Origin of the sequence: Klebsiella sp. 10982 (assembly GCF_048589245.1) — a bacterium.
Classification (GTDB): domain Bacteria; phylum Pseudomonadota; class Gammaproteobacteria; order Enterobacterales; family Enterobacteriaceae; genus Klebsiella; species Klebsiella quasivariicola.
In genome coordinates this window covers 35,474-59,914 of record NZ_JBMAXV010000016.1, presented here as the reverse complement: position 1 = coordinate 59,914, position 24,441 = coordinate 35,474, and the positions used below count along the sequence as shown (strand labels likewise).

Below are 24,441 nucleotides of genomic sequence, written 5' to 3'. Positions count from 1 at the left end.
GGCCCGAAGGTTAGTGCATAAACGCCGGCAGTTTCCGCTCGTAGTCGGAGATCGCCGCTTCATGCTGCAGCGTCAGGCCGATGCTATCCAGACCATTGAGCATGCAGTGGCGGCGGAAGTGGTCGATCTTAAAGCTGTAGGTTTTATCCCCCGCTTTAACCACCTGCGCTTCCAGGTCCACTTCAAACTGAATGCCCGGGTTGCTTTGCACCAGCTTGAACAGTTCATCGACTTGCTCGTCGCTGAGGGTTACCGGCAGCAGCTGGTTGTTGAAACTGTTGCCATAAAAGATATCGGCAAAGCTCGGAGCAATAACGACTTTAAAACCATAATCGGTCAGCGCCCATGGTGCATGCTCGCGTGAGGAGCCGCAGCCGAAGTTTTCGCGCGCCAGCAGAATAGATGCGCCCTGGTACTCAGGGAAGTTCAGTACAAATTCCGGGTTTGGCTGTTGACCTTTATCGTCGAGGAAACGCCAGTCGTTAAACAGGTGCGCGCCAAAGCCTGTGCGGGTAACTTTCTGCAAAAACTGCTTAGGAATGATCGCATCGGTATCGACGTTTGCAGCATCCAGCGGAACCACCAGGCCGGTATGTTGGGTAAATTTCTCTGCCATGATGGTCTCCTTACTTCAGATTACGGATATCGGCGAAATGACCGGTAACGGCTGCCGCGGCGGCCATGGCCGGGCTTACCAGATGCGTGCGTCCGCCGCGACCCTGGCGGCCTTCAAAGTTACGGTTGCTGGTAGAGGCGCAACGCTCGCCGGGATTCAGGCGGTCGTTGTTCATCGCCAGGCACATAGAACAGCCCGGTAAACGCCACTCAAAGCCGGCTTCGATAAAGATCTTGTCCAGCCCTTCCGCTTCCGCCTGCGCTTTTACCGGACCGGAGCCCGGCACCACCAGTGCCTGAACACCCGGCGCCACTTTACGACCTTTGGCGATTTCTGCCGCGGCGCGTAAATCTTCGATGCGCGAGTTGGTACAGGAACCGATAAACACTTTATCAATAGCCACTTCCGTCAGCGGGATGCCGGATTTCAGGCCCATATAGGCCAGCGCTTTCTCGGCGCTGGCGCGCTCCACCGGATCGCTGAACGACGTCGGATCGGGGATAATATCGGTTACCGAAATCACCTGGCCCGGGTTGGTGCCCCAGGTCACCTGCGGGGCAATCTCTGCCGCCTGCAGCGTCACGACCGTATCAAAGGTCGCGCCGTCGTCGGTTTTCAGGGTTTTCCAGTATGCTACGGCATCGTCAAAATCTTTGCCTTTCGGCGCATGCAGACGACCCCGTACATAATTGAAGGTGGTTTCGTCCGGCGCGACCAGGCCCGCTTTCGCGCCCATCTCGATCGCCATGTTACAGAGGGTCATGCGGCCTTCCATGCTCAGATCGCGAATCGCTTCGCCGCAGAACTCAACCACGTGGCCGGTGCCGCCGGCGCTGCCGGTTTTCCCAATGATCGCCAGCACGATATCTTTGGCGGTAATGCCCGGCGCCGCTTTGCCTTGCACTTCGATTTTCATGGTTTTCGCCCGGCCCTGCTTCAGGGTCTGGGTTGCCAGTACATGCTCCACTTCGGAAGTACCGATGCCGAACGCCAGCGCACCGAATGCGCCGTGAGTAGCGGTATGGGAGTCGCCGCAGACGATGGTCATCCCCGGCAGGGTGACGCCTTGTTCCGGGCCCATAACGTGAACGATGCCCTGATATGGGTGGTTCAGATCGTACAGTTCAACGCCGAACTCTTTACAGTTCTTAATCAGCTCCTGCATCTGGATGCGGGCCATCTCACCGGACGCGTTAATATCTTTAGTCTGCGTCGAGACGTTGTGATCCATGGTGGCGAAGGTTTTACCCGGCTGGCGTACCTGGCGACCGTGCGCGCGCAGACCATCAAACGCCTGCGGCGAGGTCACTTCATGCACCAGGTGACGATCGATATACAGCAGCGGGGTTTCGTTTTGCGCCTCATATACCACGTGCGCATCAAACAATTTTTCGTATAACGTCTTCGCCATGATTACACCCCTTCTGCGACATAGCGGGCAATAATATCGCCCATTTCATCAGTGCTGACCGCCGCCGCGCCGCGCGCTAAGTCGCCGGTACGAACGCCTTCTTCTAAAGCGCGGTTAATCGCGTTTTCAATCGCGGTAGCGGCCTCGTTGGCATTCATGCTGTAGCGCAACAGCAGGGCCAGGGAGAGGATCTGCGCAATCGGGTTGGCGATATTTTTACCGGCGATATCCGGTGCGGAACCGCCCGCCGGCTCATACAGACCAAAACCTTCTTCGTTCAGGCTGGCGGACGGCAGCATTCCCATCGAGCCGGTGATCATCGCGCACTCGTCGGAGAGGATGTCGCCAAACAGGTTGGAGCACAGCAGCACGTCGAACTGGGACGGATCTTTAATCAACTGCATGGTGGCATTGTCGATATACATATGTGCCAGCTCAACGTCCGGATACTCTTTACCAATCTCGCTGACGATTTCGCGCCACAGAATGGACGACTGCAGGACGTTAGCTTTATCGATGGAAGTCACTTTGTGACGACGCTTACGGGCGGATTCAAAAGCGATGCGCGCGATACGTTCGATCTCAAAGCGGTGATACACCTCGGTATCAAAGGCTTTCTCATGTTGACCGCTGCCTTCGCGGCCTTTCGGCTGGCCGAAGTAAATGCCGCCGGTGAGTTCGCGAACGCAGAGAATGTCGAAGCCGTTGGCAGCAATATCGGCACGCAGCGGACAGAACGCTTCCAGCCCCTGATACAGTTTGGCCGGGCGCAGGTTGCTGAACAGTTTGAAGTGTTTACGCAGCGGCAGCAGCGCGCCACGCTCTGGCTGCTCGGCAGGCGGTAAATGTTCCCATTTCGGGCCGCCAACGGAGCCGAACAGGATCGCATCGGCTTGTTCGCATCCGGCGACGGTCGCCTGCGGCAGGGGGGTACCCTGGCGGTCGATGGCAATCCCGCCGACATCGTATTGGCTGGTAGTAATGTGCATGGCAAAACGTTGACGCACGGCTTCCAGTACTTTCATCGCCTGGTTCATCACTTCCGGGCCAATGCCATCACCCGGCAAAACGGCAATATGGTAATTCTTCGACATTACACGGTTTCCTTATTGTTCTCTTTATTCTGAGCTTTGCGTTGCAATTCTTTTTCGACTTCGGCGGCGCGCCAGATATTGTTCAGTACGTGTACCATGGCTTTTGCTGACGACTCAACGATATCCGTTGCCAGACCGACGCCATGGAAGCGGCGGCCGTTATAGTCAACCACGATATCCACCTGGCCCAGGGCGTCTTTGCCGTGACCTTTCGCGCTTAAGCCATACTTCACTAATTCAATGTTGTAATCGGTAACGCGGTTAATCGCCTGGTAGATAGCGTCAACCGGACCATTGCCGTTGGCGGCTTCAGTTTTGACTTCATCCCCGCAGACCAGCTTGATCGATGCGGTAGCGATATCGCTGGAGCCGGACTGGACGTTGAAGTAATCCAGACGGAAATGCTCCGGCTCTTCCTGTTGTTTGTTAATAAACGCCAGCGCTTCCAGATCGTAATCAAAGACCTGGCCCTTTTTGTCCGCCAGCTTCAGGAACGCGTCGTACAGATGATCCAAGTTGTAATCGCTCTCCTGGTAGCCCATCTCTTCCATCCGGTGTTTTACCGCCGCGCGGCCGGAGCGGGAGGTCAGGTTCAGCTGCACCTGGTTCAGGCCGATAGATTCCGGGGTCATGATCTCGTAGTTTTCGCGGTTCTTCAGCACGCCGTCCTGGTGGATGCCAGAGGAGTGGGCGAAGGCGCCGGTGCCGACGATAGCTTTGTTGGCCGGGATCGGCATATTGCAGATTTGGCTGACGGTCTGGCTGGTGCGCCAGATTTCATGATGATTAATGTTGGTGTGCACATTCATGATGTCTTTGCGCACTTTGATTGCCATGATCACTTCTTCCAGCGCGCAGTTTCCGGCGCGCTCGCCAATACCGTTCATCGCGCCTTCGACCTGGCGCGCCCCGGCGTGGACGGCGGCGAGGGCGTTACCGACGGCGATACCCAGGTCATCATGGGTGTGGACGGAAATAATCGCTTTGTCGATATTCGGTACGCGCTCATACAGGCCGCTGATGATGTTGGCGTATTCGAACGGCATGGTGTAGCCGACGGTATCCGGGATATTGATGGTGGTGGCGCCAGCGTTGATTGCCGCTTCCACGACGCGAGCCAGATCGGCAATCGGCGTACGGCCGGCGTCTTCACAGGAGAATTCAACGTCGTCAGTATAGTTGCGCGCCCGCTTCACCATATAGACCGCACGCTCAATGACTTCATCCAGGGTACTGCGCAGTTTGGTGGCGATGTGCATCGGCGAGGTGGCAATAAAGGTATGGATGCGGAAAGCTTCGGCTACCTTTAAGGATTCCGCCGCCACGTCGATGTCTTTCTCGACGCAGCGCGCCAGGGCGCAAACACGGCTGTTTTTAATGGTGCGCGCGATGGTTTGCACTGATTCAAAATCGCCCGGAGAGGAAACCGGGAAACCGACCTCCATTACATCGACACCCATCCGCTCAAGGGCCAGAGCGATCTGCAGTTTCTCTTTGACACTCAGGCTTGCCTGTAACGCTTGTTCGCCATCACGTAAGGTCGTATCGAAAATAATGACTTGCTGGCTCATGGTTTGGATCCTTAGTCTGTGTCCTGGCGCCTTGTTGACGAGCATAAAAAAACCCGCGCCAAGGCGCGGGTTTTATAGTCTTGCTGGAAGATGACTTAACGCTGAACGTCGCCCAACAGCCTACCGCGCAAATGGCATGCGTTTAGTAGTAGTAGGCTGGTGATACGAGTGGTGCGAATCATTGCGTCAAACTCCAGATGAAATCGTTATGCTTTTAGAGTTACTGGATAGCCGTTTTAAAGTCAACCCCTGACGCGGAAAAAGCGGTTTGCACTGACTGACGGAATTAGCAAAATGTGCTGATACAGTACCTGTTTTGCCGAAGATCCTTTTTTGGACTCGCGCGGCGAGGCCCGCATTTGTTTCATTTGAAAAAATGCTTTGCATTCAACATGTCGTCAATCGGGAGCGGTGCTCGAGACGGCAAGAAAGCGCTATCTGAATGAAAATATTAAATTTATTTTTCATGTGAATGTATTCGAGCGCTAACGGAATATTTTTCAATGATAATGGCTTGTTAATTTTATGGTATTAAAAATAAAATGCTTTATTAATGCTTAAATTACACTTAACTGTCGGTGCTGTTTTTATTTTTGTGGTTTATGGTTACACTCATCATCATTAAGTAATTGGTATGGTTTAAGTGGTTTATTTTTCCCGTAAGTACCTTTTTTCACTGCCACTCATAGCCTTGATATATTCCTAAAAATCTCCTTTGCTATTTTGCAAATGTCATTTACATGATAAATGATATTTTTGACGCTAATTATAGTGATTTAGTAAAGGGAATTCATCGTGACGGCGGAGTTAGATATGTTAATTGAAAGTCCAGAATATAAAACAGCCCCCGGACAGGAAGTCGTTAAACCTCAACTACGGATGGTTGATCTCAATCTGCTCACCGTTTTTGATGCGGTTATGCAAGAGCAGAATATTACCCGTGCGGCCCATGCACTCGGCATGTCGCAGCCCGCAGTGAGCAATGCCGTATCGCGCCTGAAGGTGATGTTTAATGACGAACTGTTTGTGCGCTATGGCCGCGGCATCCAGCCAACAGCGCGGGCCTATCAGCTGTTTGGTTCGGTTCGTCAGGCGCTGCAGCTGGTGCAAAACGAACTGCCGGGATCCGGTTTTGAACCGCTGAGCAGTGAGCGCGTTTTCCATCTATGCGTATGCAGTCCGCTGGATAACATCCTGACATCGGTCATTTTTAATAAAGTCGCTGAGATCGCACCCAATATTCATTTGGTCTTTAAATCCGCGCTGAATCAAAATACAGAACATCAGTTACGTTATCAGGAAACGGAATTTGTCATTAGCTATGAGGAGTTCCGACGCCCTGAGTTTGCCTGCGTGCCGTTATTCAAAGATGAAATGGTTTTGGTTGCCAGTCACCACCATCCTCGTATTTCCGGGCCGGTCATGGAGGCTGATATTTACCAGGAAGAGCATGCTGCTGTCGCTCTCGACCGGTATGCATCATTCAGCCAGCCGTGGTATGACACTGCCGACAAACAGGCGCGAATCGCCTATCAGGGAAATGCCATGGTGAGCGTATTAAACGTGGTATCACAAACGCAGATGGTTGCCATTGCACCGCGCTGGCTGGCTAATGAGTATGCCGACCAATTAGCACTGCAAATATTACCGTTGCCGTTGAAGGTTAACAGCCGGACCTGCTATCTCTCCTGGCATGAAGCCGCCGGTCGTGATAAAGGCCACCAATGGATGGAAGAGCTGCTAGTGGATATTTGTAAGCGCTAAGTCATGGCGCAGGGGTGAAAGGAGCTTCGGCTCCTTTTTTTTTATATGATTAAAATTCGATAATGCAGAATTTTATTCTGTTCACGTTGTCGGCATGGCTTGACGCGTGCATGAAAAATGGATCAATTCCTGTAAACGCGCCTTTTCCCCGAGTATTTACTATTCCCTTTTCTTATCTCTGAAGCATTCCACCATATTTTCATCTCTCCGCTTTCTTTTCTTCTTATTACGCAAGGAAAGCTAGCCTGGTGGCGAATTGCCTGCCCGCTGGCGAGCAGTTATGGTAGTGGCAGGCAGTCCATTCACCTCAGTGCGGAGGGTTTTCCTTCGCATCGTGCGAGCGCGCGGAAATTGAATTCCGCTGTCGTAAAACAATAAGCCTGGAGGCAAACCATGGAGATGTTGTCAGGAGCCGAGATGGTCGTCCAATCGCTTGTCGATCAGGGCGTCAAGCAAGTATTCGGCTATCCCGGAGGCGCGGTCCTCGATATCTATGATGCGTTACATACCCTTGGCGGTATCGATCATGTGCTGGTTCGTCATGAGCAGGCCGCAGTGCATATGGCGGATGGTCTGGCACGGGCGACTGGAGAGGTCGGCGTGGTGCTGGTCACCTCAGGCCCGGGGGCGACGAACGCGATCACTGGTATCGCGACGGCTTATATGGACTCCATCCCACTGGTGATCCTCTCCGGGCAGGTGGCGACATCGCTTATCGGCTACGATGCTTTCCAGGAGTGCGATATGGTCGGTATTTCCCGGCCGGTGGTAAAACACAGTTTTCTGGTGAAGCAGACTGAAGATATTCCGGGCGTACTGAAGAAAGCCTTCTGGCTGGCGGCCAGCGGTCGTCCCGGGCCGGTAGTGGTCGATCTGCCGAAAGATATTCTCAATCCGGCGAAAAAGTTGCCGTACGCCTGGCCAGATTCGGTCAGTATGCGTTCGTATAATCCGACGACCAGCGGTCATAAAGGACAGATTAAACGTGCCCTGCAGACCCTGGTGGCGGCGAAGAAACCGGTCGTTTATGTCGGCGGCGGGGCGATCAATGCGCATTGCGAACCTCAGCTGCGCGAGCTGGTGGAAAAGCTGAAGCTACCGGTAGCCTCGTCCCTGATGGGACTCGGCGCTTTCCCGGCGACGCATGCGCAAGCGCTGGGGATGTTGGGGATGCATGGTACCTATGAAGCCAACATGACGATGCACCATTCAGACGTCATTTTCGCCGTTGGTGTGCGTTTCGACGATAGGACAACCAATAATCTGGCCAAGTACTGTCCGAACGCGACGGTACTGCATATTGATATCGATCCGACCTCAATCTCGAAAACGGTACCGGCGGATGTGCCGATCGTCGGCGATGCACGCCTGGTGCTGGAGCAGATGCTGGAGCTGTTAGAGCAGGAAGAGGCGCAGCAGCCGCTGGATGACATTCGTGACTGGTGGCAGCAGATTGAGCAATGGCGCGCCCGCCATTGTCTGCGTTACGACGAGCAGAGCGATAAGATCAAGCCGCAGGCGGTCATTGAAACGATCTGGCGTCTGACGCATGGCGATGCCTACGTCACTTCCGATGTAGGTCAGCATCAGATGTTCGCTGCACTCTATTATCCTTTTGACAAACCGCGGCGCTGGATTAACTCCGGCGGTCTCGGCACCATGGGCTTCGGCTTACCGGCTGCGCTGGGGGTCAAAATGGCCCTGCCGGACGAAATGGTGGTCTGCGTCACCGGCGACGGCAGTATCCAGATGAACATTCAGGAACTCTCTACTGCGCTGCAGTACGAACTGCCGGTACTGGTGCTTAACCTCAACAACCGTTATCTCGGAATGGTGAAGCAGTGGCAGGATATGCTTTATTCCGGGCGTCACTCACAGTCCTATATGGAATCGCTACCGGACTTTGTCCGTCTGGCGGAAGCCTATGGTCACGTCGGGATCCGCATCAGCGAGCCGCAGGAGCTGGAGCCGAAGCTGGCTGAAGCGCTGGAGCAGGTGCGCCAGCGCCGGCTGGTGTTTGTCGATGTCACCGTCGACGGCAGTGAGCATGTGTACCCCATGCAGATCCGCGGCGGCAGCATGGATGAGATGTGGTTGAGCAAAACGGAGAGGACCTGATTATGCGCCGGATATTATCGGTATTACTGGAAAACGAATCGGGCGCTTTGTCCCGCGTTATCGGCCTCTTTTCCCAGCGCGGCTATAATATAGAAAGCCTGACTGTCGCGCCGACGGACGATCCCACTCTCTCCAGGATGACCATCCAGACTGTGGGCGATGAAAAAGCGATCGAGCAGATCGAAAAACAGCTGCACAAGCTGGTGGATGTCCTGCGGGTTAGTGAGCTGGGGCAGGGGGCTCATGTTGAGCGCGAAATCATGCTGGTGAAGGTTCAGGCCAGCGGCTATGGCCGAGAAGAAGTGAAGCGCAACACGGAAATCTTTCGTGGTCAGATTATTGACGTGACGCCTGCTATCTATACCGTGCAGCTCGCCGGTACCAGCGATAAGCTTGATGCTTTTCTCGCTTCGCTGCGCGATGTCGCTCGGATCGTGGAAGTGGCTCGCTCCGGCGTGGTTGGCCTGTCTCGCGGTGATAAAATCATGCGCTAATGAGCGGGAACTGATGTAAAAATAGCCCGACAGCGACTGTCGGGCTATTTTTTTTGCGAAATCAGTAGGAACTGTAAGCGAAAGCGGTTGCTGCACTAACTATTCTGCGTTTAGATGTTATAAAAAGGGTTCCTTACCTGAATAATGGTTATGTTTGGCACTTCTTACCCAAGGGGCAATTGTGAAACTGGATGAAATCGCCCGGCTGGCCGGTGTTTCAAGAACCACCGCGAGCTATGTGATTAATGGCAAAGCGAAGCAGTACCGTGTAAGCGACAAAACGGTCGAGAAGGTGATGGCTGTGGTGCGAGAGCACAACTATCATCCGAATGCGGTCGCTGCTGGCCTGCGTGCAGGACGCACACGCTCTATCGGCCTGGTGATTCCGGATCTGGAAAACACCAGCTATACCCGTATTGCAAATTATCTGGAACGTCAGGCACGCCAGCGCGGCTATCAGCTGCTGATAGCCTGTTCAGAGGATCAACCTGATAACGAAATGCGCTGCATTGAGCACCTGCTGCAGCGTCAGGTTGACGCGATTATCGTCTCCACCTCGCTGCCGCCGGAGCATCCTTTCTATCAGCGCTGGGCCAACGACCCGTTTCCGATCGTCGCCCTCGACCGCGCCCTTGATCGCGAGCACTTCACCAGCGTGGTAGGCGCTGACCAGGATGACGCTGAGATGCTCGCTGCTGAGTTGCGGACTTTCCCGGGCGAAACGGTGCTTTATCTCGGGGCGTTGCCGGAGCTGTCGGTGAGCTTCCTGCGCGAACAGGGCTTCCGCAAAGCCTGGCAGGACGATCCGCGCGAGGTACACTATCTCTATGCCAACAGCTATGAGCGTGAAGCGGCGGCCCAGCTATTTGAGAGATGGCTGGAAACGCATCCGATGCCACAGGCGCTGTTTACCACCTCTTTCCCACTGCTGCAGGGCGTGATGGATGTGACCTTGCGCCGCGAGGGCAAGCTGCCTTCCGAGTTGGCAATCGCCACCTTTGGTGATAACGAACTCCTCGATTTCCTGCAGTGTCCGGTACTGGCCGTGGCGCAGCGTCACCGCGATGTGGCTGAACGAGTGCTGGAGATCGTCCTCGCCAGCCTTGATGAACCGCGCAAGCCGAAGCCGGGCCTCAGCCGTATTCGCCGTAATCTCTATCGCCGCGGCAGCCTGAATCGCCGTTAACGGCAAAAGATCGCCAGCGACCAGGATTATTCCTGGCAGGCCTGCCACAAGGCAGGCCTTTGGCGATAAATCAGGCAACGGATGTCAAAAAAGCAAAACTGAATATATTTCAGACAAATCCCTAAACTTTTTTACGCGTTATTTTGTTTATTCCTGAGCAAACGTTTTGTCAGGCAAAACAGCGCCTGGAAAATGTTTATCCGGCCTTTAATTGTATTATTTTGTTACATTCACCGGGTTAATTGCTGAATTAACACTCATTTTGTTCACGCCGGTTCCGCTCTCTCACCTTATCCCGCATCTGGTCGGCCCTTCAGCCAGCAACAGGTACTGTTAACGGCCGGCATAATGGCCTAAAATGCCGCTCGCGTCGCAAACTGACACTTTATATTTTCCCGCCGAAGATATTTTGCTGTTTATAACTGTTACGAGTTTGTTGGTTATTTTCTTACACGTATTCATAACGTTAATTTGCCTCGCCTGTTGATGATTTTTTCATCAGGGCTAATGTCGGCTGTAAATAATGGGTTTTTGAGCTCCGTTGGCATCCGTGCTGGCTTGACAAGCTTTTCCTCCGCTCCGTAAACTCCTTCTGGTGGGAATTTGTGGGGTAAAGTGGCGAAAAGGGGTGAGGCTGGCATGTTCCGTGGAGCAACGTTAGTCAATCTCGACAGCAAAGGCCGCCTGGCCGTGCCAACGCGCTATCGCGATGGGCTGATCGAGGACGCTGCCGGTCAATTGGTATGCACCATTGACATTCATCACCCGTGCCTGCTGCTTTATCCATTGCCTGAATGGGAAGTCATCGAGCAGAAATTGTCGCGTTTATCGAGCATGAATCCCGTTGAGCGGCGCGTGCAGCGTCTGCTTCTGGGTCATGCCAGCGAATGTCAGATGGATAATGCCGGTCGCTTATTGATTGCGCCGGTGTTACGGCAACATGCCGGGCTGACAAAAGAAGTGATGCTGGTCGGGCAGTTTAATAAATTTGAACTGTGGGACGAAACGACCTGGTATCAACGGGTCAAGGAAGATATCGACGCTGAGCAGTCCGCGACCGGTGAACTGTCGGAGCGCCTGCAGGATTTGTCCTTATAAAAATGATGGAAAATTTTAAACACACTACGGTACTTCTGGATGAAGCCGTGAATGGCCTCAATATTCGTCCAGACGGTATCTATATTGATGGTACTTTTGGTCGCGGTGGCCACTCGCGCCTGATCCTCTCCCAACTGGGGGCGGAAGGACGCCTGCTGGCAATTGATCGCGATCCGCAGGCCATTGCCGTCGCGCAAACCATCGATGATCCCCGCTTTTCCATCGTGCATGGTCCCTTTTCACAGCTCGCAGACTATGTCGCCGAGCGCAATCTTACCGGCAAAATCGACGGCATTTTGCTCGATCTCGGCGTCTCCTCCCCGCAGCTTGATGACGCGGAGCGCGGCTTTTCCTTTATGCGTGACGGGCCGCTGGATATGCGCATGGATCCAACGCGCGGTCAGTCCGCGGCCGAATGGCTGCAGACGGCTGAAGAAGCCGATATCGCCTGGGTAATCAAAACCTTTGGCGAAGAGCGTTTCGGTAAGCGTATCGCCCGGGCGATCGTTGAACGTAATCGGATTGAACCGATGACCCGTACCAAAGAGCTGGCGGAGGTCATCGCCGCTGCGATGCCGGTAAAAGATAAGCACAAACATCCCGCGACCCGTACCTTCCAGGCGGTGCGCATTTGGGTAAACAGTGAACTGGAGGAGATAGAGCAGGCGCTAAAAAGCTCGCTCAGCGTGCTGGCCCCGGGTGGGCGGCTGTCGATCATTAGTTTTCATTCGCTGGAAGATCGCATTGTGAAACGCTTTATGCGTGAGCAAAGTCGCGGTCCGCAGGTTCCGGCAGGAATACCGATGACCGAAGCGCAGCTCAAAAAACTGGGCGGCCGTGAGCTGCGAGCACTAGGCAAGTTGATGCCGGGCGAAGAAGAGGTGGCAGAGAATCCACGTGCCCGTAGTTCAGTGCTGCGTATTGCAGAGAGGACGAACGCATGATCGGCAGAGTGACAGAGGCCTTAAGCAAGGTTAAAGGGTCGATAGGAAGCAACGAGCGCCATGCTTTGCCTGGCGTGATCGGTGACGACCTCCTGCGGTTTGGGAAGCTGCCACTCTGCCTGTTCATTTGCATCATTATTACGGCGATTACTGTGGTCACCACCGCGCATCACACGCGCCTGTTGACCGCGCAGCGTGAACAGCTGGTTCTGGAACGCGATGCTTTGGACATTGAGTGGCGCAACCTGATCCTCGAAGAGAACGCGCTCGGCGATCACAGCCGGGTTGAGCGGATCGCGACCGAGAAGTTGCAGATGCAACATGTCGATCCATCACAAGAAAATATCGTTGTACAGAAATAAGGATTATTGCGACGGATGAAAGCAGCGCCAAAAACGCCAAAAGCAAAACGTCAGGAAGAACAGGCCAACTTTATCAGTTGGCGTTTTGCGTTGCTGTGCGGCTGCATTCTGCTGGCGCTGGCTTTTCTGCTCGGGCGCGTCGCCTGGTTGCAGGTGGTTAGCCCGGATATGCTGGTGCGTCAGGGCGATATGCGCTCGCTGCGCGTGCAGGAGGTATCGACCGCGCGCGGGATGATTACCGACCGTTCCGGACGGCCGCTGGCGGTCAGCGTGCCGGTGAAAGCTATCTGGGCCGATCCGAAGGAACTCCACGACGCCGGCGGCGTCACCCTGGATACGCGCTGGAAGGCGCTGGCGGATGCCCTCAATATGCCGCTGGATCAGCTGGCAACGCGCATCAATACCAATCCGCGGATGCGTTTTATCTATCTGGCACGTCAGGTTAACCCTGATATGGCCGACTACATCAAAAAACTGAAGCTGCCGGGGATTCATCTGCGCGAAGAGTCTCGCCGTTACTATCCTTCAGGCGAAGTAACCGCTCACCTCATTGGCTTCACCAACGTTGATAGCCAGGGGATTGAAGGGGTCGAAAAAAGCTTTGATAAATGGCTCACCGGTCAGCCGGGCGAACGTATCGTGCGTAAAGACCGCTATGGCCGGGTGATTGAAGACATCTCTTCTACCGACAGCCAGGCGGCGCACAATCTGGCGCTGAGTATCGACGAACGCCTGCAGGCGCTGGTCTATCGCGAGCTGAACAACGCCGTGGCCTTTAACAAAGCCGAGTCGGGCAGCGCCGTGTTAGTAGACGTTAACACCGGTGAAGTGCTGGCTATGGCCAATAGCCCATCTTATAACCCGAATAACTTTGCTGGTACGGCAAAAGACACCATGCGTAACCGCGCCATCACCGATGTGTTCGAACCGGGTTCAACGGTCAAACCGATGGTGGTGATGACCGCGCTGCAGCGCGGTATCGTCAATGAGAATACCGTACTCAACACAGTCCCTTATCGAATTAACGGCCACGAAATCAAAGACGTGGCACGCTATAGCGAATTGACCCTGACCGGGGTGCTGCAGAAGTCGAGTAACGTCGGTGTTTCTAAGCTGGCGTTAGCGATGCCGTCCTCAGCGTTAGTAGATACTTACTCACGTTTTGGGCTTGGAAAGGCGACCAATTTGGGGTTGGTCGGAGAACGCAGTGGCTTATATCCTCAAAAACAACGGTGGTCTGACATAGAGAGGGCCACCTTTTCTTTCGGCTACGGGCTAATGGTAACCCCGTTACAGTTAGCGCGAGTCTACGCAACGATTGGCAGTTACGGCATCTATCGTCCGCTGTCGATTACCAAGGTTGATCCACCGGTTCCGGGCGAGCGCGTCTTCCCGGAATCACTCGTTCGTACCGTCGTCCATATGATGGAAAGCGTGGCGCTGCCCGGCGGCGGCGGCGTGAAAGCGGCGATCAAAGGCTATCGCATCGCGATTAAAACCGGTACGGCGAAAAAAGTGGGGCCGGATGGCCGCTATATCAACAAATATATTGCTTACACCGCAGGCGTTGCGCCCGCCAGCCATCCGCGCTTCGCGCTGGTGGTGGTGATCAACGACCCGCAGGCAGGTAAATACTACGGTGGCGCCGTTTCCGCGCCGGTCTTCGGTGCCATCATGGGCGGCGTATTGCGCACCATGAACATCGAACCGGATGCGCTGGCAACGGGCGAAAAAAGTGAATTTGTAATTAATCAAGGCGAGGGAACAGGTGGCAGATCGTAATTTGCGCGACCTACTCGCTCCGTGGGTGCCAAACGCACCGGAGCGCATTCTGCGAGAGATGACGCTGGACAGCCGGGTGGCTGCTTCCGGCGATCTCTTTATCGCGGTACAGGGTCATCAGGCGGACGGGCGTCGTTATATCCCGCAGGCGATAGCGCAAGGTGTGGCTGCCATTATTGCTGAAGCACAGGGTGAGGCCGAAGACGGTGAAATCCGTGAAATGCACGGCGTACCGGTTATCTTCCTGAGCCAGCTTAACGAACGTTTGTCGGCCCTGGCCGGGCGTTTTTATCATCAGCCGTCGCAGCAGCTGCGTCTGGTTGGCGTAACCGGAACCAACGGGAAAACCACTACCACCCAACTGCTGGCGCAGTGGGCGAAGCTGCTGGGCGAAACCAGCGCGGTGATGGGGACCGTGGGCAACGGCCTGCTGGATAAAGTCGTGCCGACCGAAAACACCACCGGTTCTGCGGTAGACGTTCAGCATGTGCTCTCCAGTCTGGTCGAGCAAGGGGCTACCTTCGGCGCGATGGAAGTCTCATCCCACGGTCTGGTGCAGCACCGCGTGGCGGCACTGCAGTTTGCCGCCTCGGTGTTTACTAACCTGAGCCGGGATCACCTGGACTACCATGGCGACATGGAACACTACGAAGCGGCGAAATGGCTGCTGTACTCCACCCACCATAGCGGCCAGGCTATCGTCAACGCGGACGATGAAGTGGGGCGTCGCTGGCTGGCGAAGTTACCGGATGCGGTGGCGGTATCGATGGAAGATCACATCAATCCGAACTGCCACGGCCGCTGGCTGAAGGCGACCGCGGTCAATTATCACGACAGCGGCGCCACTATCCAGTTTGACTCCAGCTGGGGTCAGGGTGAAATCGAAAGCCGTCTGATGGGTGCCTTTAACGTCAGCAACCTGCTGCTGGCGCTGGCCACGCTGCTGGCGCTGGGCTATCCGCTGGCGGATCTGCTGAAAACTGCCGCGCGTTTACAGCCGGTGTGCGGCCGTATGGAAGTGTTCAGTGCGCCGGGTAAACCGGCCGTGGTGGTGGATTATGCCCATACGCCTGATGCGCTGGAAAAAGCGCTGCAGGCTGCGCGTCTGCACTGCAGCGGCAAGCTGTGGTGCGTTTTCGGCTGCGGCGGCGACCGTGATAAAGGCAAGCGTCCGCTGATGGGGGCGATTGCGGAAGAGTTCGCCGATATCGTCGTGGTGACCGATGATAACCCGCGCACCGAAGAGCCGCGGGCGATTATCAACGATATTCTGGCCGGCATGCTCGATGCGGGTCATGCGAAGGTGATGGAAGGCCGCGCGGAAGCAGTGACTAATGCCGTCATGCAGGCGAAAGAGAATGACGTTGTGCTGGTAGCGGGTAAAGGCCATGAAGATTACCAGATAGTCGGCAACCGTCGTCTGGATTATTCCGACCGCGTGACCGTCGCGCGTCTGCTGGGAGCGGTAGCATGACTCGCTTTACGTTAAGCCAGCTCGCCGCTATCACCCATGGCGAACTGCAGGGTAGCGATATCGCTATCGACGAGGTGACCTCCGATACCCGTAAAGTGACGGCAGGCTGCCTGTTTGTGGCGCTGAAAGGCGAGCGTTTCGATGCCCATGATTTTGCCGAACAGGCGAAAGCCGCTGGCGCCGGCGCGCTGCTGGTTAGCCGCCCATTGGCCTGCGATCTCCCTCAGGTGATCGTGAAAGATACCCGGCAGGCTTTCGGCGAGTTAGCCGCCTGGGTGCGTCAGCAGGTACCGACCCGCGTCGTCGCCCTGACCGGCTCGTCGGGCAAAACCTCGGTCAAAGAGATGACCGCGGCGATCCTCAGCCAGTGCGGTAACACGCTGTATACCGCCGGCAACCTGAACAACGATATCGGCGTACCGATGACCCTGCTGCGTCTGACCAAAGAGCATCAGTACGCGGTGATTGAACTTGGCGCCAACCACCAGGGCGAAATCGCCTGGACCGTCAGTCTGACGCGTCCGGAAGCGGCGCTGGTTAACAACCTTGCTGCCGCGCACCTCGAAGGCTTCGGCTCGCTGGCGGGCGTGGCGAAGGCCAAGGGCGAAATCTATACCGGTCTGCCGGAAAATGGCATCGCTATTCTCAATGCCGACAATAACGACTGGCTGAACTGGCAGGCGGTGATTGGCGATCGCAAAGTGTGGCGCTTCTCGCCGAACGCGGCCAACAGCGATTTCACGGCAACCAACGTGCAGATCACCAGCCGCGGCACCGAGTTTACGCTGCAGACGCCAACCGGCAACGTTGACGTGCTGCTGCCGCTACCGGGTCGTCACAACATCGCTAACGCGCTGGCGGCGACCTCGCTGGCGATGGCGGTAGGCGCCGATCTGGCGGCGGTAAAAGCCGGGCTGGCGCAGCTGCAGGCCGTTCCGGGACGTCTGTTTCCGATCCAGCTTAATGAGAGCCAGCTGCTGCTGGATGACTCCTATAACGCCAACGTCGGTTCGATGACCGCAGCAGTGCAGGTGCTGTCAGAGATGCCCGGCTTCCGGACGATGGTCGTCGGCGATATGGCGGAGCTTGGCGCGGAAAGCGCGGCCTGTCATCGCGAAGTCGGCGAAGCGGCGAAAGCCGCGGGTCTGGATTGTGTCCTCAGCGTCGGCACTTTGAGTGCGGATATCAGCCGCGCCAGCGGCGTGGGCGAACATTTTAACGATAAAGCCGCCGTGGTGGCTCGCCTGCGCGAGCTGCTGGCGGAGCACAAGATAATGACCATTTTAGTGAAGGGTTCACGTAGTGCCGCCATGGAAGAGGTAGTACGCGCATTACAGGAGACTGGGACATGTTAGTATGGCTGGCCGAACATTTGGTCAAATATTATTCCGGCTTTAACGTCTTTTCCTATCTGACGTTTCGCGCCATTGTCAGCCTGCTGACCGCGCTGTTCATCTCGTTGTGGATGGGCCCGCGCATGATCGCCCGTCTGCAAAAACTCTCCTTTGGTCAGGTCGTACGTAACGACGGTCCTGAGTCCCACTTCAGCAAACGCGGCACGCCGACCATGGGCGGGATCATGATCCTCACCGCGATCACCGTGTCCGTTCTGCTGTGGGCCTATCCGTCCAACCCCTACGTCTGGTGCGTACTGACGGTATTAATCGGCTACGGGATCATCGGCTTTGTTGACGATTACCGTAAAGTCGTGCGCAAAGATACCAAAGGCCTGATCGCCCGCTGGAAGTATTTCTGGATGTCGGTGATCGCCCTGGGCGTGGCCTTCGCGCTGTATCTGGCGGGGAAAGACACCCCAGCAACCGAGCTGGTGGTGCCGTTCTTTAAAGACGTGATGCCGCAGCTGGGCCTGTTCTATATCCTGCTGGCTTACTTCGTTATCGTCGGTACCGGCAATGCGGTCAACCTGACCGACGGCCTCGACGGCCTGGCGATTATGCCGACCGTTTTCGTTGCCGCGGGCTTTGCGCTGGTGGCATGGGCCACCGGCAACATGAACTTCGCCAACTATCTGCACATTCCATATCTGCGCCATGCCGGCGAGCTGGTGATCGTTTGTACGGCGATTGTCGGCGCGGGGCTGGGGTTCCTGTGGTTCAACACCTATCCGGCGCAGGTCTTTATGGGCGACGTCGGTTCGCTGGCGCTCGGCGGCGCGCTGGGCATTATCGCCGTGCTGCTGCGTCAGGAGTTCCTGCTGGTGATCATGGGCGGCGTTTTCGTCGTGGAAACCCTGTCGGTGATCCTGCAGGTCGGCTCATTCAAGCTGCGCGGCCAGCGCATCTTCCGTATGGCGCCGATTCACCACCACTATGAACTGAAAGGCTGGCCGGAACCGCGCGTTATCGTGCGCTTCTGGATTATTTCGCTGATGCTGGTGCTGATTGGCCTGGCGACGCTGAAGGTACGTTAATCATGGCAGATTATCAGGGTAAAAAAGTCGTCATTATTGGGCTGGGCATGACCGGCCTGTCTTGCGTGGACTTTTTCATGGCGCGCGGCGTTATCCCGCGCGTGATGGATACCCGCGTCGCGCCTCCGGGTCTGGATAAATTACCCGAATCGGTCGAGTGCCATGTCGGCGGACTCAATGATACCTGGCTGCTGGCGGCGGATCTGATTGTCGCCAGTCCGGGAATTGCGCTGGCCCATCCTTCGCTCAGCGCGGCGGCCGATGCAGGTGTAGAAATCGTTGGCGATATCGAACTGTTCTGCCGTGAAGCGCAGGCGCCGATTATCGCCATCACCGGTTCTAACGGTAAAAGCACCGTCACTACGCTGGTGGGCGAGATGGCGAAAGCGGCCGGGGTTAACGTCGGCGTGGGCGGCAATATCGGCCTGCCGGCGCTGATGCTGCTGGACACCGATCGCGAGCTTTACGTCCTGGAACTCTCCAGCTTTCAGCTGGAAACCACCTCCAGCCTGCGGGCGGTGGCAGCAACCATCCTCAACGTGACTGAGGACCATATGGACCGCTACCCGCTGGGTCTGCAGCAGTATCGTGCGGCGAAGCTGCGGATTTACGAGAATGCACAGACCTGCGTGGTGAATGCAGACGATGCGCTCACCATGCCGGTACGCGGGGCGGACGATCGCTGCATCAGTTTTGGTGTGGATGTTGGTGACTACCACCTTAACCGTCAGCAGGGCGAAACCTGGCTGCGCGTCAAAGGTGAGAAAGTCCTCAATGTGAAAGAGATGCCTCTCACCGGCCAGCATAATTACAGTAACGCCCTGGCGGCGCTGGCGCTGGCGGATGCCGCGGGTCTGCCGCGGGCCAGTAGCCTGAAGGCATTGACCACTTTTACCGGTCTGGCACATCGTTTCCAGCTGGTGCTGGATCACAACGGCGTACGCTGGATTAACGACTCCAAGGCAACCAACGTCGGTAGTACCGAGGCGGCGCTGAACGGACTGCAGCTTGATGGCACGTTGTATCTTCTGCTGGGCGGCGACGGCAAGTCCGCTGATTTCACCCCGCTGAAGCGCTATCTTGGCGGCGATCGTATCCGCCTGTACTGCTTTGGTCGCGACGGCGCCGAGCTTGCCGAACTGCGTCCTGAGGTGGCGGTACAAACCGAGACCATGGAACAGGCGATGCGCCAGATTGCGACTCTGGTGAAAGCTGGCGATATGGTTCTCCTGTCGCCGGCCTGTGCGAGTCTGGATCAGTTTAAAAACTTTGAACAACGGGGCGATATTTTTGCCCGTCTGGCGAAGGAGTTAGGTTGATGCGTTTTTCTCTCCCACGCCTGAGAATGCCGCAACTGAGCCTGCCTCGGTTGAGACTGCCGCGACTGCCGGGGATGTTTATCTTCGCCTGGCTGTTCGCCGCGCTGAAAGGCTGGGTGATGGGCTCGCGCCCGAAAGATAACGACAGTCTGGTGATGTATGACCGGATGCTGCTGTGGCTGACCTTTGGCCTGGCAGCGATCGGCTTTATCATGGTGACCTCGGCCTCGATGCCGGTTGGACAGCGTCTGGCGAACGATCCGTTCCTGTTTGCTAAGCGTGATGGCCTGTACATTGTGCTGGCCTTCGCGCTGGCGATGATTACGCTCCGTCTGCCGATGGAGTTCTGGCAGCGCCACAGCACCGCGATGCTTATCGCCTCGATTGTAATGTTGCTGATCGTACTGGTGGTGGGGAGTTCGGTTAACGGTGCGTCGCGCTGGATAGCCCTTGGCCCGCTGCGTATTCAGCCGGCGGAGTTCACCAAGCTGTCGCTGTTCTGCTACATCGCCAACTATCTGGTGCGTAAAGCCGATGAAGTGCGTAACAACCTGCGCGGCTTCTTAAAACCGATGGGCGTGATTTTCGTGCTGGCGATCCTGCTGCTGGCGCAGCCTGACCTCGGTACGGTGGTGGTGCTGTTCGTCACCACGCTGGCGATGCTGTTTCTCGCCGGCGCGAAGCTGTGGCAATTCATCGCCATTATCGGCATGGGTATCTCGGCGGTGGTGCTGCTGATCCTCGCCGAACCCTACCGTATTCGCCGTGTCACCTCCTTCTGGAACCCGTGGGAAGACCCGTTCGGCAGCGGCTATCAGCTGACTCAGTCGCTGATGGCCTTCGGCCGCGGCGAGATGTGGGGGCAGGGCCTCGGCAACTCGGTGCAAAAACTGGAGTATTTACCGGAAGCTCACACTGACTTCATCTTCGCCATTATCGGCGAAGAACTCGGTTATATCGGTGTGGTACTGGCGCTTTTAATGGTATTCTTCGTCGCTTTCCGCGCCATGTCGATTGGCCGTAAAGCGCTGGAGATCGATCATCGCTTTTCCGGTTTTCTTGCCTGCGCGATTGGCATCTGGTTCAGCTTCCAGGCGTTAGTTAACGTCGGGGCGGCGGCGGGGATGCTGCCGACCAAAGGTCTGACGCTGCCGCTGATCAGTTATGGTGGCTCCAGTCTGCTGATTATGTCGACGGCAATCATGTTGTTGTTGCGAATTGATTATGAAACGCGTCTGGAAAAAGCCCAGGCGTTTACACGGGGTGTTCGATGAGCGGTCAGGAAAAGCGGTTGATGGTGATGGCGGGTGGTACCGGTGGGCATGTGTTCCCGGGACTAGCGGTCGCGCACCATTTAATGGACCAGGGCTGGCAGGTTCGCTGGCTGGGTACCGCCGATCGTATGGAAGCGGATTTAGTGCCGAAACACGGCATCGAGATTGATTTTATCCGTATCTCCGGCCTGCGTGGCAAAGGGATCAAAGCGCAGCTGTTAGCGCCGGTACGAATCTTCAACGCCTGGCGTCAGGCTCGGGCGATCATGAAGCGTTTCCAGCCGGACGTGGTGCTGGGCATGGGCGGCTATGTTTCCGGGCCTGGCGGTCTGGCGGCGTGGTCGCTGGGGATCCCGGTGGTCCTCCATGAACAAAACGGTATTGCCGGCCTGACTAACAAGTGGCTGGCGAAGATTGCGAAGAAAGTGATGCAGGCGTTTCCTGGCGCTTTCCCACATGCGGACGTCGTTGGGAACCCGGTACGTACCGACGTTCTGGCGCTGCCGCTGCCGGGTCAGCGTCTGGCTGGGCGTCAGGGGCCGATTCGCGTGCTGGTGGTGGGTGGCTCTCAGGGCGCGCGCGTCCTGAACCAGACCATGCCGCAGGTGGCGGCCAAGCTCGGCGATACGGTGACCATCTGGCATCAGAGCGGCAAAGGCGGTCAGCAAACCGTGCAGCAGGCTTATGCCGCAGCGGGACAACCGCAGCATAAAGTGACGGAATTTATTGATGATATGGCGGCAGCCTATGCCTGGGCTGATGTCGTGGTTTGTCGTTCCGGTGCGCTGACGGTTAGCGAAATCGCTGCCGCCGGATTACCGGCGCTGTTTGTGCCGTTCCAGCATAAGGATCGCCAGCAGTACTGGAATGCACTGCCGCTGGAGAAAGCCGGCGCGGCGAAAATTCTCGAACAGCCCGAGTTCACGGCAGAGGCGGTGGCTTCTACCCTGGCGAGCTGGGATCGGGAAACGCTGGTGAATATGGCGGAACGGGCGCGTGGCGCTTCTATTCCGGACGCCACCGAGCGAGTAGCAGAAGAGGTCAGCGCCGTAGCTTTGGCGCGCTAATTGCGGTGAGTTTCACCGCCCGAATAAAGAAGTTGATGGCGTAAAGAATGAATACACAAGATTTGGCAAAACTGCGTTCCATAGTGCCCGAGATGCGTCGCGTCCGGCACATTCACTTTGTCGGCATCGGTGGTGCCGGTATGGGCGGTATTGCCGAAGTGTTGGCGAATGAAGGTTATCAGATAAGCGGCTCCGACCTGGCGCCGAATCCGGTGACCCAGCAGCTGTCGCAGCTTGGCGCCACCATTTATTTCAACCATCGCCCGGAAAACGTGCGCGATGCCAGCGTTGTTGTCGTCTCCAGCGCGATCTCCGCGGATAACCCGGAAATCGTTGCCGCGCACGAGGCGCGCATCCCGGTGATCCGCCGTGCGGAAATGCTGGCGGAGCTGATGCGCTTCCGCCACGGGATTGCGATTGCCGGAACGCATGGCAAAACCACCACCACCGCGATGGTGTCGAGTATTTACGCCGAAGCCGGGCTTGACCCAACCTTCGTCAACGGTGGGTTGGTCAAAGCGGCGGGCGTCCATGCGCGTCTCGGCCACAGCCGTTACCTGATTGCGGAAGCCGATGAAAGCGACGCGTCGTTCCTGCATCTGCAGCCGATGGTCGCGATTGTGACCAACATCGAAGCCGACCATATGGATACTTACCATGGTGACTTTGAGAATCTGAAGCAGACCTTTATTAATTTTCTGCACAACCTGCCGTTCTACGGACGTGCGGTGATGTGCGTGGACGACCCGGTTATTCGTGAACTGCTGCCGCGCGTCGGCCGGCAGATCACGACCTACGGTTTTAGCGACGACGCCGACGTTCGCGTCGAGGACTACCGTCAGCTTGGGGCTCAAGGCCATTTTCGCCTGGTGCGTCAGGATAAAGAGATCCTGCAGGTCACGCTCAATGCCCCGGGACGCCATAACGCATTGAACGCGGCGGCTGCGGTTGCCGTGGCGACGGAAGAGGGGATTGATGACCAGGCGATCCTGCGCGCGCTGGAAAGTTTCCAGGGCACCGGCCGCCGCTTCGACTTCCTTGGCGAATATCCGCTGGCGGAAGTCAACGGCAAGAGCGGTAGCGCGATGCTGATCGACGATTACGGTCATCACCCGACGGAAGTGGACGCCACGATTAAAGCGGCACGTGCTGGTTGGCCGGATAAAAATCTGGTGATGGTTTTCCAGCCGCACCGTTACACCCGTACACGCGATCTGTATGACGATTTTGCCAACGTGCTGACTCAGGTCGATGCCCTGCTGATGCTGGACGTCTATCCGGCGGGCGAAGCGCCGATCCCTGGCGCCGACAGCCGTTCCCTGTGTCGCACCATTCGCGGCCGTGGAAAAGTGGACCCAATCCTGGTATCCGATCCGGCTCAGGCGGCGGAGATGCTGGCGTCGGTACTGACCGGTAACGATTTAGTGTTGGTGCAGGGCGCCGGAAACATCGGAAAAATTGCCCGTCACCTGGCTGAAATCAAACTGATTCCGCAAAAAACGGAGGAAGAGCGCCATGGCTGATAAAATCGCGGTGCTTTTCGGTGGAACCTCCGCTGAACGTGAAGTGTCGCTGAATTCAGGCGCCGCGGTGTTGGCCGGGCTGCGTGAAGGCGGGGTGGATGCCCATCCGGTTGACCCGCGCGATGTCGATATTACCCAGCTAAAAAATCTGGGCTTTAAGAAAGCGTTTATTGCCCTGCATGGTCGCGGCGGGGAAGATGGCACCCTGCAAGGGCTGCTGGATCTGATCCAACTGCCTTATACCGGCAGCGGCGTGATGGCTTCCGCGCTGTCGATGGATAAACTGCGCAGCAAATGGCTGTGGCAGGGGGCGGGATTGCCGGTCGCGCCGTGGGTGGCGCTGACCCGCGCCCAGTTCAACGCCGGGCTTTCTGCTGAAGATGAACAACAGATTGCGGCGCTGGGGCTGCCGGTCATCATCAAGCCCAGCCGTGAAGGCTCAAGCGTCGGGATGTCGAAAGTCAGTGAAAGCTGTGATTTACCGAGTGCATTGGCGCTGGCTTTTCAGCATGATGATGAAGTTTTGGTTGAAAAATGGCTCAGTGGGCCGGAATTTACCGTCGCCATCGTCGGTGAAGAAATTTTACCGTCAATACGTATCCAGGCCTCGGGAACCTTCTATGATTATGAGGCGAAGTATCTCTCTGATGAGACGCAATATTTCTGCCCAGGATTTGAAGATCCCGCGCGTGAGTCAGCCATCCAGAGCCTGGTGCTTAAAGCCTGGAATGTTCTGGGTTGCAAAGGCTGGGGCCGTATTGACGTGATGCTGGACAGCGATGGCCAGTTTTATCTGCTGGAAGCGAATACTTCCCCGGGCATGACCAGCCATAGCCTTGTACCGATGGCGGCGCGTCAGGCGGGGATGAGCTTCTCGCAGCTTGTTGTACGAATTCTGGACCTGGCGGGGTGA

Annotated in this window: 21 protein-coding genes; 16 read left to right on the top strand and 5 right to left on the bottom strand. The window is 56.4% G+C overall.

Translation table 11 applies throughout. From position 1 onward, the window contains the following. Positions 1 to 10: 10 nt before the first annotated feature. The 5 genes from leuD to leuL all read right to left on the bottom strand — a co-directional run bounded on the left by leuD (position 11) and on the right by leuL (position 4,874). The gene (gene leuD / locus ACKLKD_RS14145) at positions 11 to 616 is read right to left on the bottom strand and encodes a 3-isopropylmalate dehydratase small subunit (protein WP_080924740.1); all 606 of its coding nucleotides are present in this window, start codon (positions 614 to 616) and stop codon (positions 11 to 13) included. Positions 617 to 626: 10 nt separating this feature from the next. Then, positions 627 to 2,027, bottom strand: coding sequence for a 3-isopropylmalate dehydratase large subunit (gene leuC / locus ACKLKD_RS14140; protein ID WP_025711011.1), 1,401 nt, complete (start codon positions 2,025 to 2,027; stop codon positions 627 to 629). Positions 2,028 to 2,029: 2 nt separating this feature from the next. Further along, positions 2,030 to 3,121 (bottom strand): 3-isopropylmalate dehydrogenase, encoded by a 1,092-nt coding sequence (gene leuB / locus ACKLKD_RS14135; protein WP_025711010.1) that lies wholly within the window; start codon positions 3,119 to 3,121, stop codon positions 2,030 to 2,032. Further along, the gene (leuA, locus tag ACKLKD_RS14130; protein ID WP_025711009.1) at positions 3,121 to 4,692 is read right to left on the bottom strand and encodes a 2-isopropylmalate synthase; all 1,572 of its coding nucleotides are present in this window, start codon (positions 4,690 to 4,692) and stop codon (positions 3,121 to 3,123) included. Before leuA ends, leuB begins: the two co-directional genes overlap by 1 nt. 95 nt (positions 4,693 to 4,787) lie before the next feature. After that, complete coding sequence (gene leuL, locus ACKLKD_RS14125; RefSeq protein ID WP_017901192.1) at positions 4,788 to 4,874, bottom strand: leu operon leader peptide; 87 nt, start codon at positions 4,872 to 4,874, stop codon at positions 4,788 to 4,790. Between the two features lie 613 nt (positions 4,875 to 5,487). Between leuL and leuO the strand changes: the two genes are divergently transcribed. The 16 genes from leuO (at position 5,488) to ACKLKD_RS14045 (ending at position 24,441) form a co-directional block, all read left to right on the top strand. Then, positions 5,488 to 6,456 carry a transcriptional regulator LeuO gene (gene leuO, locus ACKLKD_RS14120; protein ID WP_087805032.1) on the top strand — a complete coding sequence of 323 codons (969 nt, stop codon included), beginning with the start codon at positions 5,488 to 5,490 and terminating at the stop codon, positions 6,454 to 6,456. A gap of 393 nt (positions 6,457 to 6,849) precedes the next feature. Beyond that, the gene (gene ilvI / locus ACKLKD_RS14115; RefSeq protein ID WP_025711007.1) at positions 6,850 to 8,574 is read left to right on the top strand and encodes an acetolactate synthase 3 large subunit; all 1,725 of its coding nucleotides are present in this window, start codon (positions 6,850 to 6,852) and stop codon (positions 8,572 to 8,574) included. 2 nt (positions 8,575 to 8,576) lie between these two features. Beyond that, a complete protein-coding gene (ilvN, locus tag ACKLKD_RS14110) occupies positions 8,577 to 9,068 on the top strand; it encodes an acetolactate synthase small subunit (protein WP_025711006.1) in 492 nt (163 codons plus the stop codon). Positions 9,069 to 9,249: 181 nt separating this feature from the next. After that, the gene (gene cra, locus ACKLKD_RS14105) at positions 9,250 to 10,254 is read left to right on the top strand and encodes a catabolite repressor/activator (protein ID WP_080897858.1); all 1,005 of its coding nucleotides are present in this window, start codon (positions 9,250 to 9,252) and stop codon (positions 10,252 to 10,254) included. A gap of 639 nt (positions 10,255 to 10,893) precedes the next feature. After that, positions 10,894 to 11,352, top strand: coding sequence for a division/cell wall cluster transcriptional repressor MraZ (gene mraZ, locus ACKLKD_RS14100; protein WP_004204327.1), 459 nt, complete (start codon positions 10,894 to 10,896; stop codon positions 11,350 to 11,352). A gap of 2 nt (positions 11,353 to 11,354) precedes the next feature. Further along, positions 11,355 to 12,296: a 16S rRNA (cytosine(1402)-N(4))-methyltransferase RsmH gene (gene rsmH, locus ACKLKD_RS14095; protein ID WP_025711004.1), complete on the top strand. Its 942-nt coding sequence runs from the start codon at positions 11,355 to 11,357 to the stop codon at positions 12,294 to 12,296. Further along, positions 12,293 to 12,658 carry a cell division protein FtsL gene (gene ftsL / locus ACKLKD_RS14090; protein ID WP_002888550.1) on the top strand — a complete coding sequence of 122 codons (366 nt, stop codon included), beginning with the start codon at positions 12,293 to 12,295 and terminating at the stop codon, positions 12,656 to 12,658. The genes rsmH and ftsL overlap by 4 nt, the downstream gene beginning before the upstream one ends. A 15-nt stretch (positions 12,659 to 12,673) precedes the next feature. Then, positions 12,674 to 14,440, top strand: coding sequence for a peptidoglycan glycosyltransferase FtsI (locus ACKLKD_RS14085; RefSeq protein ID WP_004204330.1), 1,767 nt, complete (start codon positions 12,674 to 12,676; stop codon positions 14,438 to 14,440). Then, positions 14,427 to 15,914, top strand: a complete 1,488-nt coding sequence (gene murE / locus ACKLKD_RS14080; protein WP_087805030.1) for a UDP-N-acetylmuramoyl-L-alanyl-D-glutamate--2,6-diaminopimelate ligase — start codon at positions 14,427 to 14,429, stop codon at positions 15,912 to 15,914. Before ACKLKD_RS14085 ends, murE begins: the two co-directional genes overlap by 14 nt. Then, positions 15,911 to 17,269: a UDP-N-acetylmuramoyl-tripeptide--D-alanyl-D-alanine ligase gene (gene murF / locus ACKLKD_RS14075; protein ID WP_087805027.1), complete on the top strand. Its 1,359-nt coding sequence runs from the start codon at positions 15,911 to 15,913 to the stop codon at positions 17,267 to 17,269. Before murE ends, murF begins: the two co-directional genes overlap by 4 nt. After that, on the top strand, positions 17,263 to 18,345 hold the full coding sequence (gene mraY / locus ACKLKD_RS14070; protein WP_004204335.1) for a phospho-N-acetylmuramoyl-pentapeptide-transferase: 1,083 nt from the start codon (positions 17,263 to 17,265) through the stop codon (positions 18,343 to 18,345). The genes murF and mraY overlap by 7 nt, the downstream gene beginning before the upstream one ends. Positions 18,346 to 18,347: 2 nt before the next feature. Further along, positions 18,348 to 19,664, top strand: a complete 1,317-nt coding sequence (murD, locus tag ACKLKD_RS14065; protein WP_025711000.1) for a UDP-N-acetylmuramoyl-L-alanine--D-glutamate ligase — start codon at positions 18,348 to 18,350, stop codon at positions 19,662 to 19,664. Then, positions 19,664 to 20,938 (top strand): cell division protein FtsW, encoded by a 1,275-nt coding sequence (gene ftsW / locus ACKLKD_RS14060; protein ID WP_025710999.1) that lies wholly within the window; start codon positions 19,664 to 19,666, stop codon positions 20,936 to 20,938. The genes murD and ftsW overlap by 1 nt, the downstream gene beginning before the upstream one ends. After that, the gene (gene murG / locus ACKLKD_RS14055) at positions 20,935 to 22,005 is read left to right on the top strand and encodes an undecaprenyldiphospho-muramoylpentapeptide beta-N-acetylglucosaminyltransferase (RefSeq protein ID WP_080924734.1); all 1,071 of its coding nucleotides are present in this window, start codon (positions 20,935 to 20,937) and stop codon (positions 22,003 to 22,005) included. The genes ftsW and murG overlap by 4 nt, the downstream gene beginning before the upstream one ends. A 47-nt stretch (positions 22,006 to 22,052) precedes the next feature. After that, positions 22,053 to 23,528, top strand: coding sequence for a UDP-N-acetylmuramate--L-alanine ligase (gene murC / locus ACKLKD_RS14050; protein WP_025710997.1), 1,476 nt, complete (start codon positions 22,053 to 22,055; stop codon positions 23,526 to 23,528). Further along, a complete protein-coding gene (locus ACKLKD_RS14045) occupies positions 23,521 to 24,441 on the top strand; it encodes a D-alanine--D-alanine ligase (protein WP_080924733.1) in 921 nt (306 codons plus the stop codon). Before murC ends, ACKLKD_RS14045 begins: the two co-directional genes overlap by 8 nt.

What these genes read in the sequence shown, in the direction of transcription:
- leuD (WP_080924740.1), bottom strand. Translation starts at nt 616, where the DNA reads ATGGCAGAGAAATTTACCCAACATACCGGCCTGGTGGTTCCGCTGGAT.
- leuC (WP_025711011.1), bottom strand. Translation starts at nt 2,027, where the DNA reads ATGGCGAAGACGTTATACGAAAAATTGTTTGATGCGCACGTGGTATAT.
- leuB (WP_025711010.1), bottom strand. Translation starts at nt 3,121, where the DNA reads ATGTCGAAGAATTACCATATTGCCGTTTTGCCGGGTGATGGCATTGGC.
- leuA (WP_025711009.1), bottom strand. Translation starts at nt 4,692, where the DNA reads ATGAGCCAGCAAGTCATTATTTTCGATACGACCTTACGTGATGGCGAA.
- leuL (WP_017901192.1), bottom strand. Translation starts at nt 4,874, where the DNA reads ATGATTCGCACCACTCGTATCACCAGCCTACTACTACTAAACGCATGC.
- ilvI (WP_025711007.1), top strand. Translation starts at nt 6,850, where the DNA reads ATGGAGATGTTGTCAGGAGCCGAGATGGTCGTCCAATCGCTTGTCGAT.
- ilvN (WP_025711006.1), top strand. Translation starts at nt 8,577, where the DNA reads ATGCGCCGGATATTATCGGTATTACTGGAAAACGAATCGGGCGCTTTG.
- mraZ (WP_004204327.1), top strand. Translation starts at nt 10,894, where the DNA reads ATGTTCCGTGGAGCAACGTTAGTCAATCTCGACAGCAAAGGCCGCCTG.
- rsmH (WP_025711004.1), top strand. Translation starts at nt 11,355, where the DNA reads ATGATGGAAAATTTTAAACACACTACGGTACTTCTGGATGAAGCCGTG.
- ftsL (WP_002888550.1), top strand. Translation starts at nt 12,293, where the DNA reads ATGATCGGCAGAGTGACAGAGGCCTTAAGCAAGGTTAAAGGGTCGATA.
- ACKLKD_RS14085 (WP_004204330.1), top strand. Translation starts at nt 12,674, where the DNA reads ATGAAAGCAGCGCCAAAAACGCCAAAAGCAAAACGTCAGGAAGAACAG.
- murF (WP_087805027.1), top strand. Translation starts at nt 15,911, where the DNA reads ATGACTCGCTTTACGTTAAGCCAGCTCGCCGCTATCACCCATGGCGAA.
- mraY (WP_004204335.1), top strand. Translation starts at nt 17,263, where the DNA reads ATGTTAGTATGGCTGGCCGAACATTTGGTCAAATATTATTCCGGCTTT.
- murD (WP_025711000.1), top strand. Translation starts at nt 18,348, where the DNA reads ATGGCAGATTATCAGGGTAAAAAAGTCGTCATTATTGGGCTGGGCATG.
- ftsW (WP_025710999.1), top strand. Translation starts at nt 19,664, where the DNA reads ATGCGTTTTTCTCTCCCACGCCTGAGAATGCCGCAACTGAGCCTGCCT.
- murG (WP_080924734.1), top strand. Translation starts at nt 20,935, where the DNA reads ATGAGCGGTCAGGAAAAGCGGTTGATGGTGATGGCGGGTGGTACCGGT.
- murC (WP_025710997.1), top strand. Translation starts at nt 22,053, where the DNA reads ATGAATACACAAGATTTGGCAAAACTGCGTTCCATAGTGCCCGAGATG.
- ACKLKD_RS14045 (WP_080924733.1), top strand. Translation starts at nt 23,521, where the DNA reads ATGGCTGATAAAATCGCGGTGCTTTTCGGTGGAACCTCCGCTGAACGT.